This window comes from Sphingomonas populi, from assembly GCF_004208535.1.
Lineage (GTDB): Bacteria > Pseudomonadota > Alphaproteobacteria > Sphingomonadales > Sphingomonadaceae > Sphingomonas > Sphingomonas populi.
Map to the genome: position 1 here is coordinate 274,322 of NZ_SGIS01000001.1, position 9,641 is coordinate 283,962.

15 protein-coding genes are annotated in these 9,641 nt (G+C 60.7%); 9 read left to right on the forward strand and 6 right to left on the reverse strand.

Annotated elements, in window-relative coordinates; translation table 11 throughout:
• Positions 1–8: 8 nt before the first annotated feature.
• On the forward strand, positions 9–743 hold the full coding sequence (locus EWE75_RS01290) for an alpha/beta fold hydrolase (protein WP_130154870.1): 735 nt from the start codon (positions 9–11) through the stop codon (positions 741–743).
• Positions 731–1,504: a hydrolase 1, exosortase A system-associated gene (locus tag EWE75_RS01295; protein ID WP_130154915.1), complete on the forward strand. Its 774-nt coding sequence runs from the start codon at positions 731–733 to the stop codon at positions 1,502–1,504. The genes EWE75_RS01290 and EWE75_RS01295 overlap by 13 nt, the downstream gene beginning before the upstream one ends.
• A 112-nt stretch (positions 1,505–1,616) precedes the next feature.
• Here EWE75_RS01295 and trxB read toward each other — a convergent pair whose 3' ends face one another.
• Positions 1,617–2,582 (reverse strand): thioredoxin-disulfide reductase, encoded by a 966-nt coding sequence (gene trxB / locus EWE75_RS01300; RefSeq protein ID WP_130154871.1) that lies wholly within the window; start codon positions 2,580–2,582, stop codon positions 1,617–1,619.
• A gap of 317 nt (positions 2,583–2,899) precedes the next feature.
• Here trxB and mobA point away from each other — a divergent pair, with 317 nt between their 5' ends.
• Both mobA and fdhD read left to right on the forward strand, forming a co-directional pair.
• On the forward strand, positions 2,900–3,430 hold the full coding sequence (gene mobA, locus EWE75_RS01305; RefSeq protein ID WP_130154872.1) for a molybdenum cofactor guanylyltransferase: 531 nt from the start codon (positions 2,900–2,902) through the stop codon (positions 3,428–3,430).
• Positions 3,427–4,221, forward strand: coding sequence for a formate dehydrogenase accessory sulfurtransferase FdhD (fdhD, locus tag EWE75_RS01310; protein ID WP_130154873.1), 795 nt, complete (start codon positions 3,427–3,429; stop codon positions 4,219–4,221). The genes mobA and fdhD overlap by 4 nt, the downstream gene beginning before the upstream one ends.
• 197 nt (positions 4,222–4,418) lie before the next feature.
• Here fdhD and EWE75_RS01315 read toward each other — a convergent pair whose 3' ends face one another.
• Complete coding sequence (locus EWE75_RS01315) at positions 4,419–4,622, reverse strand: hypothetical protein (protein WP_130154874.1); 204 nt, start codon at positions 4,620–4,622, stop codon at positions 4,419–4,421.
• A gap of 338 nt (positions 4,623–4,960) precedes the next feature.
• On the opposite strand from EWE75_RS01315, the gene EWE75_RS01320 reads away from it, so the two are divergent.
• From EWE75_RS01320 to EWE75_RS01340, 5 genes are all read left to right on the forward strand, one after another.
• Positions 4,961–5,284 (forward strand): hypothetical protein, encoded by a 324-nt coding sequence (locus EWE75_RS01320; protein WP_165388233.1) that lies wholly within the window; start codon positions 4,961–4,963, stop codon positions 5,282–5,284.
• Positions 5,285–5,641: 357 nt separating this feature from the next.
• Positions 5,642–5,860 (forward strand): hypothetical protein, encoded by a 219-nt coding sequence (locus EWE75_RS01325; protein WP_130154876.1) that lies wholly within the window; start codon positions 5,642–5,644, stop codon positions 5,858–5,860.
• Positions 5,861–6,005: 145 nt separating this feature from the next.
• The gene (locus tag EWE75_RS01330) at positions 6,006–6,530 is read left to right on the forward strand and encodes a hypothetical protein (protein WP_130154877.1); all 525 of its coding nucleotides are present in this window, start codon (positions 6,006–6,008) and stop codon (positions 6,528–6,530) included.
• Positions 6,527–6,760 carry a hypothetical protein gene (locus EWE75_RS01335; protein WP_130154878.1) on the forward strand — a complete coding sequence of 78 codons (234 nt, stop codon included), beginning with the start codon at positions 6,527–6,529 and terminating at the stop codon, positions 6,758–6,760. Before EWE75_RS01330 ends, EWE75_RS01335 begins: the two co-directional genes overlap by 4 nt.
• Before the next feature lie 47 nt (positions 6,761–6,807).
• Positions 6,808–7,284, forward strand: coding sequence for a hypothetical protein (locus tag EWE75_RS01340; RefSeq protein ID WP_130154879.1), 477 nt, complete (start codon positions 6,808–6,810; stop codon positions 7,282–7,284).
• Between the two features lie 76 nt (positions 7,285–7,360).
• On the opposite strand, the gene EWE75_RS01345 is transcribed toward EWE75_RS01340, so the two are convergent.
• The 4 genes from EWE75_RS01345 to EWE75_RS01360 all read right to left on the reverse strand — a co-directional run bounded on the left by EWE75_RS01345 (position 7,361) and on the right by EWE75_RS01360 (position 9,302).
• Positions 7,361–7,816, reverse strand: coding sequence for a hypothetical protein (locus EWE75_RS01345; RefSeq protein WP_130154880.1), 456 nt, complete (start codon positions 7,814–7,816; stop codon positions 7,361–7,363).
• Positions 7,817–7,959: 143 nt separating this feature from the next.
• Complete coding sequence (locus EWE75_RS01350; protein ID WP_130154881.1) at positions 7,960–8,385, reverse strand: lysozyme; 426 nt, start codon at positions 8,383–8,385, stop codon at positions 7,960–7,962.
• A gap of 19 nt (positions 8,386–8,404) precedes the next feature.
• Entirely contained in the window at positions 8,405–8,704 is a 300-nt protein-coding gene (locus EWE75_RS01355; RefSeq protein WP_130154882.1) for a hypothetical protein, read from the reverse strand.
• Positions 8,705–8,819: 115 nt separating this feature from the next.
• Positions 8,820–9,302: an HNH endonuclease gene (locus tag EWE75_RS01360; protein WP_130154883.1), complete on the reverse strand. Its 483-nt coding sequence runs from the start codon at positions 9,300–9,302 to the stop codon at positions 8,820–8,822.
• Positions 9,303–9,641 lie beyond the last annotated feature (339 nt).

Sequence of the window (9,641 nt, forward strand, 5' to 3'; positions counted from 1 at the left end):
GCGGGCGGTTGATCGACCATTACGACTGGCGCGGCGGCCGCGAGGCGATGCTGCGCTTCGGGCCAGAGACCGGCCCGATCGTGGTGATCGCGATGCCGCTGTTCGAAGAAGCCAACCGCACGCGCGCGTTCGTCGTGACATTGTGCCGGGCGCTCGCCGCGCGCGGGGTGGCGAGCGCGCTGCCCGATCTGCCGGGGCAAGGCGAGAGCCTCGTGCCGCTGGAAACTTGTAGCATCTTTGATGTTGCTGAAGGGATCGAGCGCGCGAGCAAAGCCGATTGGGAGGCTGGGCGCGCACTTTACAGCGTTGCCATTCGTAGCGGCGCGATCCTCGACAAGCTCGCTCTGTTCAGCGGTCGCTGGCATTTCGCGCCACAGACCGGCCCGGAATTGCTGCGTGATTTAAAGCGCGTAAAGCAAGCGTCGATCGGCGCGCGCGTCCTTCTCGGCGACTTATGGTATTTCGATGTCGCTAAACCTGAGGGTGTGGAAGACCAACACGTCGAAATCGCGGGAAATCGGATTTCAACGAGCCTCCTGACCGCCTTGAGCGTCTATGAGCCTTGGCGGCAAGACGACGGTGGTCATGTCCGCACCGTGCGCCTCGACACCGATCGTAAGCCTGCCGATCGCCATGTGCCCGGCACGCCACTCTGGCGCCGTGCCGAGCCAAGCAACGATCCCGCCCTCGCCGCGTTGCTCGCCGACGATATCGCGGCATGGATCGCGCGATGCGGCGGCTGATCGCCTTTCCCTGCGCCGGCGAGCGCCTGCTTGGCACGCTCGATGAAGCCTCGGGCGAAACCGGGCTGCTGATCGTCTCGGGCGGGAACGAAATCCGCAGTGGCGCGCATCGCGGTATGGCGTTGCTTGCCGCGCGGCTGGCGGCGGCGGGGGTGCCGGTGTTCCGCTTCGACCGACGCGGGGTCGGCGATTCGAGCGGGGAGAATGGCGGTTTTCTGTCGTCCGCACCCGACATCGCTGCGGCGGCGGCGACATTCGCGGCCGAAACGGGCATGCGCCGCCTCGTGGCGTTCGGCAATTGCGACGCCGCGACCGCGCTCGCGCTGTTCGGGCAGTGCGCCGGGATCGATCGGCTGATTCTGGCCAATCCGTGGGTGATCGAGGACACCGACGCGCTCCCGCCTGCCGCCGCGATCCGCGCGCGCTATGCCGAGAAGCTGAAGAGTCCGCGCGAATGGCTCCGGCTGGCAAGCGGCGGCGTGAACCTGCGCAGCCTCGTCGGTGGTTTGCGCAAAGCGTCGCAAACGCGGTCACCAGGCGAGGACAGCCTCGCCGCGCGACTGATCGCCGCGCTGGATGGCTGGGGCGTACGAGCGACGATCCTGCTCGCTGCCGGTGACGCGACCGCGATCGCCTTTCGCGATGCGACGAAGACCGCAACGCTCGCCGCGCCGATCGAAACGCTCGACAGCCCCTCGCATAGCTTCGCGCGTGAGGGTGACGCGGACTGGCTCTTTGAGCGGATCATCGCAGCGATCTGAAGAACGACAACACCCACTCACCGTCACCCCAACGCAAGCTGGGGTCTTTCCGGGGCTAGGCGGTCGCGCCACCGAGAGATCCCAGCGTCCGCTGGGATGACGAACGGGTCGGCTATTCCGCCGCTTCCGCCACCTTGAAATCCTCCGCCGCAAGGAAGCGTTCGGCATCGAGCGCGGCCATACAGCCGCTGCCGGCTGCGGTCACCGCCTGGCGGTAATGCTTGTCCATCACGTCGCCGCACGCGAACACGCCGGGGACATTGGTCTTGGTCGTGCCGGTCTCGACCTTGATGTAATGATCCTCATCAAGCTCAACATGGCCACGAAACAGCTCGGTCGCCGGGTGATGGCCGATCGCGACAAAGCCGCCGTCGGTGTCGAGCCGCGACCGCTCGCCCGTCACCGTGTCGCGCAGCTCCAGCGCGATCAGGCCCGCCGTGCCGCCGCCATCGACGAATTCGGCGACTTCCTTGTTCCACAACACGCTCACGTTCTTGTGCGCGAACAGCCGGTCCTGGAGGATCTTCTCGGCTCGGAAATGGTCGCGGCGGTGGATGATCGTCACGTCGGGCGAATGATTGGTAAGGTACAAAGCCTCCTCGACCGCAGTGTTGCCGCCCCCGATCACCGCGACCTTCTTGCCGCGATAGAAGAAACCGTCGCAGGTCGCGCAGGCGCTGACGCCCTTGCCCTTCAAGGCCTCCTCGCTGTCCAGCCCGAGCCACTTGGCCTGCGCGCCGGTCGCGATCACCAGCGTGTCGCCCTCATACACGTCGCCGCCGTCACCGATCAGCCGGAACGGGCGCTGCGAGACATCGACCTCGACGATCGTGTCGTACATGAGTTGCGTGCCGACATGCTCGGCCTGCTTCTGCATCTGCTCCATCAGCCACGGCCCCTGGATGACGTCGGCGAAACCGGGGTAGTTCTCGACATCGGTGGTCGTCATGAGCTGGCCACCGGGCTGGATGCCCTGCACGAGAATCGGCTTCAGCCCGGCGCGGGCGCCGTAGATAGCGGCGGTGAGGCCGGCCGGCCCGGAGCCAAGGATCAACATGCGGGTGGTATGCGTGGTCATAACGGTTTCCAGCTTGGCGACGGGGCGTCTCGGGCGCGCTTCTATGGGGCAAGCGACCCTGATGGCAATATCGGCATGGTGGCGTGTCGGTGCAAACCGAGGATGCGCCAGTTTTGCTTGGCCACTGCAACGTCGCGCTATCTGCGCGGGCGCCCCATCCGTATGATGGGCGATTATAAAGCCTCATTTCCCCTCATGAAGCGGCCTCAGCTTATGCAACGCACCCCCCGCCGTTCGTGCCGAGCGAAGTCGAGGCACCTGCGTAATGTCCCTCGGCTTCGCTCGGGACGAACGGCGGGGGCAGCAGAGCAACCCCGATGATCCTCGGCGCGATCATCGCGGGCGGCGCGTCGAGCCGGTTTGGGAGCGACAAGGCGCTGGCGCTGCTCGACGGGCAACCGCTGATCGCGCATGCGGCCGCCGCGCTCGAACCGTTCGTGACGACGCTGGTGGTGTGCGGCCGCGACTGGGGTCGACTGCCGTCGCTTGCCGACCGCCCATTGCCCGGCCTCGGCCCACTCGGCGGGATCGCAGCCGCGTTGCACCATGCCGAAACGCGCGGATACACACAGGTCCTCACGATCGGCTGCGACATGCCGCGCGTGCCACCCGTGCTGATCGCCGATCTGATCGCTCGCGCGCCCGCCTATTGCAGCGACGCGCCGATCCTCGGCTGCTGGCGTGCCGATGCCGCCGGGATGCTCGCGACGCGGCTCGACGGGCATGCCAGCGGCACCAAGAGCGCCGCACTCTCGATCCGCCGCTGGGCCGACGCGACCGGCGCTATCGCCGTGCCCGCCCCCGCGCCGCTGTTCAACGTCAACACACCTGCGGACCTGCCGATATGACGACGCGTACCGAACACATCCTCGTCCTCACCCGCGATGGCGCGCATACGGATGAGCGCACCATCGCGATCGAGGCAGCGGTGGCGATCGAGGTCAACGGCATTGGCTATGCCGTGCTGATGGCGACCCCCGCCGCGCTCGACGATCTCACGACCGGCTTCCTGCTGACCGAACGGCTGATCGATTCGCCCGCCGATATTCTTGATCTCGACGCGTTCGAGACGCCCGCCGGCTGGATCGTCCGTGCGACGGTCGCCGAACGTTGCGCCGGCCGAATCCACGACCGGGTCCGCCACCGCACCAGTGACACCGCCTGCGGGCTGTGCGGCGTCTCCGGTCTGGAGCAAGTCGTCCGCCCGGTCGCGCGCCACGCACCGACGCCGCATACCAGCGCCGCCGCCGTGTTCGCCGCGCTTGAGGCAATCCGCGCACACCAGCCGCTCACCGCCGCGACCGGCGCGCTCCACGCCGCCGCTCTGTGCGACGCCGCCGGCGCGATCGTAGCGGCGCGCGAAGATGTCGGCCGCCACAACGCGCTCGACAAGCTGATCGGCGCGTGTGCGCCCGCCCGGATCACCGAGGGCTTCCTGCTGGTCACCTCGCGGATCAGCTTCGAGATGGTCGACAAGGCGCTGGTCGCGGGCGCGCCGATGCTGGTCGGCATCTCCGCGCCGACCGCGCTCGCGGTCGATCACGCACGCGCGCATGGCCTCAGCCTGGTCGCGCTGGCGCGGAAGGATGCGATGCTGGTGCTGAACGATCCGCACCACGTTTTCGCGGCGCGTTTGTGAACGATGGTAGCGAAGGCAGTTGCCGTCGCTTAAATATCAATAACTTACGAGATTTTTTTTCATGTTTCATGAAACATGGGGTTTTCCCTCTGCCCGATTGGGGGAGGGATTACCCCATGCAAGGTGTTTCAAACCGGCAGTTTTGAAACATCTGGCAGCGACGTTCCAGATCGCGCGAAGGCCACTGAACAAAGCATTCAAGGAAGCGTCAGCTTGGGCGGCGGGTGAGATGAAACCGCAACCCTCACCGTCTCGGACACTTTTCCGACGCCGATCGCACCGGCGATTGCGGTAAAGATCAGCACGGACGCAAAGACCAACACGGTGCCAAACGCAAAGCCCGCGTGCCCCTTATCGATGAAGGCTTTGATGATCTCGGATATTGCCTGCCAGCGGTTCACGTTACACCCTTTCGCGCTTCAAAAAATCCCGCGTTACATTGAGCGGGAAAGTTAGAGCGCGCTGGGCACTTGGCTGCGCGAGGGATCGCTGATCCCTTCGGGTTGTAGAAACCCTTCTTCGAATCACGTCAAGCCTGAACGGTCGCTGTTGCCAACTCGCCACACTCGACCACGTTGCGCCAAGACGCCTCATACTTCGTCAGGCGCGATCAGGAGCGCCTCGAATATTTTTTCCTACCGCACCTTCTCCGTGCCGAGTGACCTTCTTCAACACGAGATCGCTGACATGCTCGCGAAATTTGGTGCCGTCGAAACGGGGCCTACCGCCTAAATACTCGGTGCCTCTCACGATCACCGAAATCTACCACCACGACCGAAGCGTTGCGGCCACGGGCGAAGAACGTCGCCGCGTCTGGCGGATGTATTGCCGCGCATTGCTCATCACCGCTGCCGAGCGCACGATTGGAGGTGGCGCGGCAAACTGGCGGCGCGGCTCCCTCACCGATGAGGATGATGAACCCGACCTAGCTTGGCGACGCGCTGGCGGTGATGATGAGCTATCGGTTCGCTACAAATGGTTTTGGGGAGCGATCAGCGACACCGATCTCCACGAGCTTTGGACGACGCTCGAACGGGCGCGCCACCGCAGCGACGATGAGTAAGCGGAAGGCCCCTGCCCCTTTGCCGGATGGGCTCAACAGTGCGCAGCTTGCCATGCTCGAATCAGTCACCAGTGACGCGAATCGGACGGTGCTCATCGCGCTTATGGAACGCGCCAGAAGCCGTTAATTGATTAGCGCGGCTATCAATGTCGCCGTTGAAAATAAATTTTAGACGATAATCGCTTATAGAAATGCGCACTCCGCCCGAGAGGCTATTTGCGTGGATTAAGTAGATTTCGACAAACTACTTAGCCGCTAATCAATTATAAACTTAATCCCCAACTTTGGCGCTCTTGACCGCAACGGTGCGCTTGTGGTTCTCATCAATGGTGACGAACAAACGCAGGGATTAAGCAGATGCACAAACAGGTTCTGGTGAAGGTCATCCTTGACGATCTCGAGTATGTAGATGTCGTGCATGATGCGCCTGTGCCAACGTGGATATCCGGGAATATCGGCAGCCGGGGCCAAGCATGGGACTACCGTGAAGACCCGCACGAGAGCTACTTTGAGTTCTATTCAGAGGGAGATGCCGAGCTTTTCTTGATCCGTTGGCAAGGGCAGATTCAGCCATGAACAACCGGACGATTAACTTACTCGAAGTGGCAACGCATCCGAGCACCAGTGATGGTGAGCGCGCTAACGCCGTCGTGTTGTTCCGCAAGCTGGTGGACACGGATGGTGGCTATACGCATCAACCGCGCGCTTGGAGGCACAAGCAGTGAAGGCGATCAAAATCAACCATCATCATAGCGTATATGACAGCTTCGAACCCATGTGGCAGGAAGACGCTTGCCAGTTGATTCAGCAAGAAGCCGACAAAATCGCTCCCGAACCTCCTATCGGCTTCGACATCTGGGATGCGCGGAAGCGTCGCAAGATCGTTCGGGACACCGTTGACGGCGTGAGTGTGACACACTCGCTACATCGTGCGCCTAATGCTTGGTGCGTGTATCAGACGCGCACGATAAAGAGCGAGCACTTCGTTGTCGTGGTAGAACAGTGGTGGGAATGGGATTACGATGCGGCGATGCCATTTCCCTATGCCTGCTATCAACCGCAAGGCTACAGCATATGGGATGATATCACGGGCGATAGCGTCGGACTCACCCTTAAAGGATCGCTCGCGCATTTCCTCACGTTTGCCAAGCTCGATCGCGATACGGCCAACGCGATCATCGATCAGTGTGAGGATGACGGTGAGATAAGCGTCACCGACGCGATGCTCGCGAGGCTTACGATATGATCGATACCGCAAAGGTCGCCATGCTTCGAGACATGATCACTTGGCCGTCAAAGGTGGCGATCCGCGACATCATCGCGCGGCGCATCTACTGCATCGAGGCGGAAAAAGAATACGAAAACCCCTTCACTGATCCGGTTGAGGAAATGCTTTTCAAGACCGGCCTCTCGATCGATCGCCAGTACCCCAAGGAATATGACGAGCACCAAACCGGGATGGACTATCGCCATTGACCTTGATCACGGCTGGAGCGACATCATCCCGGTTACAGGAAGGGAAAATGATGAAGGCACTGTTGATCGCGCTCGCACTGGTGAGCGCCCCCGTAGCGGCACAGGAAGCGCCCGTAGAGCTTTGGGGTGGGATCACCTACCTTGAGCCCGGAATGAGCGTCCACAACGCTTATCCCAAGCATGGTGTGTATCTTACGCCAAAGTGCCACGCAGGGATCGACTGGACCGTTGACGGCACCAAGGAAAAGCGTCTCACCACGCTAACGCTCGGCGGCGGTTCAATTTCGGGCGACGGTTGCATGGCGATGGTGCGCGCCGGGATGCGCGCCAAGTATGGGGAACCCGTGAGTAGCACCGTAACGCCACCGACCCCGCGCGATCATGCGACTTGGACGACGCAGACCTATCAGAACGCGACCGTTCAAATCACCCTTAAGACGCGCGAAGGCGATGAATTCGGCGAATATTGGGACGCGGTTTATTCGCCGCGATCAGTAGCAGAGTCGATGGCCTCGAAGCTCTGACAGCGTTCAAGCAGCATTAGAACGAAGAAAGCCGAGGCGTTGCCGCCCCGGCTTTTCTTTGACCTTTCGGAGCCGTTTAAGCGGACTTCCCGGCTTTTTTCGCTGCTTGGGTGGCTGCAAACTTCGCCTTACGCTCTTCGCTCCACCCGGCACGCTTTTTACCAGCGGCGGCGCTAACCGGTTTGGCTCGCGTGCTACCCTCACTGGTGATCATCTCGTCAAGCTCGCCTTTTTCAACGGCGTCCCTGAGGTGATCGAGCGCTTGCACAAACCGCTCTGCCGGGATGGTGTTGAACCGCTTACCGAAATCGAGCGGCTTCCCGTCGATGTTGGGCGTAAAATGCACCACGTTGTTGTTCGCACTCCACCACTTCGAATCCCCGCGCGGTTGCTTGCCAGCTTCAAACTGCGCCTTCGCTCGCTCAATCGCTTTCAGGACCGGCTTTCGCGCCCTCGATGGATCGGGAGCGGTAGCGACAAATACATCGTGAAGCTTCTCATCAATGAGGGCGATGAAATCTCGCAGGGCCATGTTCAATCCTTTCAACGATCCGCCGGGCTTAACCGATCGATTCGTTAAGGACAATCCATTAACAAGGGTTTATTGAAGCGGCGGGTGACTATCGAGATGGTGAGCGCTCAAAACACGCATCAAGATAGCCACTCACCGGGTATTTAGGAAAGGTAAAGCGCGGCTTCGGCGGCTCGGCGCGTTGTAAGGCCCGCCATAATTTTTTCGTTCGCGCGGCTCCAATGGGCGAATTCGGCAGCGGCTTCGACATACTCACCGGCAAGATGGCGTTTGAGCAGCGTGGAGCTTTTGAGGTTCACGAGCCCGACATTGTAGGCGAAGGCGGTGAGCGCCCCAATCTGATTATCGGTGCCATGACGGTGCGTGAGGTTGAGCACCTCACTTTCGAAATGATCATACTCGGCAATAAGCCACGCATCTGCTTGTGCTTGGGCGCATGTATCGCCGCGCTTGACGCCAGTGGTACGCCCCCAGCCGATCGTCCAAGGAACGCCGCCCGTAGCGGGATCGGGATAGGCTTTGAGCTTACAGCCTTCGAAATGTCGGATGATTGGAAGGCCGTTGCGCATCCCATATTTATCAGAGCGGCTATCGCGCCTCGATCATCTGCAACGCCGCTATCAGCATCTCCTCTAATTCGAGGCAGACAGCCTCCAACGACGCCACACGGTCGTTGAGAGCCGCGATGTCACTGGTGAGCGTCCCTACCCTACTTATGGCCTCCACGGCCCTGTTAGCGGCCCTGACGCTATAATCGCGATCGGTGAGCGCTTCCCAATCCTTTGGCCCTCGTTGCTCTTGCTCAATGTAGGCGAGGATAAGGGCGCGCGTATCAGGATCGCCTTCAAGGTTTTGCGCCACCTGTCTGGCGCGATGATAGCTGATCATGCTCGATTGGCGATGATGAGCCGGATCATAGTGCCGGTTAGCTCGAAATATTCGGCTAGATCGTCAACCGTCCACCCTGCGCGCGAAAGCGTCCGGACAAGATCGCTGCGCGCCATTATCGCACCTCACGATTGATGAAGGCGAATTCGCCATGAAGCTCTTGCGCGGCTTGGCGATAAGCCGCCGATGCCAACTCTGGTGTATCGAACCTGCCTAGCCTGTAACGCTTGGACTGGTGCTCAATGACGGCGATATATCGCTCACGCGCGCGGTGAACGCCTCGTGGGAGATCGCTGCGACGCGCGCGTGAGGTGTTAGCGCTGTTTTGTGCTGGCGTTGCGACACGCAGGTTGGTGATAGCATTGTTGCTGCGATCACCGTCACGATGATCAAGATGCATCGAGGGCCATTCACCGTAATGGAGCAACCATGCGACGCGATGTGCGCGGTATTTACGATAGCGACATTGGATGCGTAGGTAACCATCGCTGCCGAGATACCCGGCTATCTTTGCGTTCGATCGCCAGATTAAGATGCCGGTTTCGGGATCGTATTTAAGAAGCTGCTTTAAGCTCTCCGTTGTTGTAGTATTTTCCATGCAAATATTTACATGGAAGGCGCGAAAAACGGCTTATAAGCTTGAAAAAAAGCCCGTTTCCTTATTGAGCAAGGAAACGGGCCACCACACGGGCGAGATCGGTACTATTGGTATCGAACCGACTTGTTATTTATCAATCAAGGTTCTCGATGAACGCTTTGATATCTGAAAGCGTTCGCACCTTTGGGACGAAGCGAACGAAAGTGCCTGTTATACCAAGATTCACTGATCAGAACTCGCGAGCCCAATCACGCAGGCCGATAGACATGATCTTCCAGGGCTGGTCGACCAGCTTGTTCCAGGCGTCGCAGCAATGGTCGACGATGTCGTCATAGGAGC

Excerpts from the sequence above, each read along its gene's own strand:
- EWE75_RS01295 (WP_130154915.1), top strand. The coding sequence starts at position 731 with ATGCGGCGGCTGATCGCCTTTCCCTGCGCCGGCGAGCGCCTGCTTGGC.
- trxB (WP_130154871.1), bottom strand. The coding sequence starts at position 2,582 with ATGACCACGCATACCACCCGCATGTTGATCCTTGGCTCCGGGCCGGCC.
- mobA (WP_130154872.1), top strand. The coding sequence starts at position 2,900 with ATGATCCTCGGCGCGATCATCGCGGGCGGCGCGTCGAGCCGGTTTGGG.
- fdhD (WP_130154873.1), top strand. The coding sequence starts at position 3,427 with ATGACGACGCGTACCGAACACATCCTCGTCCTCACCCGCGATGGCGCG.
- EWE75_RS01325 (WP_130154876.1), top strand. The coding sequence starts at position 5,642 with ATGCACAAACAGGTTCTGGTGAAGGTCATCCTTGACGATCTCGAGTAT.
- EWE75_RS01335 (WP_130154878.1), top strand. The coding sequence starts at position 6,527 with ATGATCGATACCGCAAAGGTCGCCATGCTTCGAGACATGATCACTTGG.
- EWE75_RS01340 (WP_130154879.1), top strand. The coding sequence starts at position 6,808 with ATGATGAAGGCACTGTTGATCGCGCTCGCACTGGTGAGCGCCCCCGTA.
- EWE75_RS01345 (WP_130154880.1), bottom strand. The coding sequence starts at position 7,816 with ATGGCCCTGCGAGATTTCATCGCCCTCATTGATGAGAAGCTTCACGAT.
- EWE75_RS01350 (WP_130154881.1), bottom strand. The coding sequence starts at position 8,385 with ATGCGCAACGGCCTTCCAATCATCCGACATTTCGAAGGCTGTAAGCTC.
- EWE75_RS01355 (WP_130154882.1), bottom strand. The coding sequence starts at position 8,704 with ATGATCAGCTATCATCGCGCCAGACAGGTGGCGCAAAACCTTGAAGGC.
- EWE75_RS01360 (WP_130154883.1), bottom strand. The coding sequence starts at position 9,302 with ATGGAAAATACTACAACAACGGAGAGCTTAAAGCAGCTTCTTAAATAC.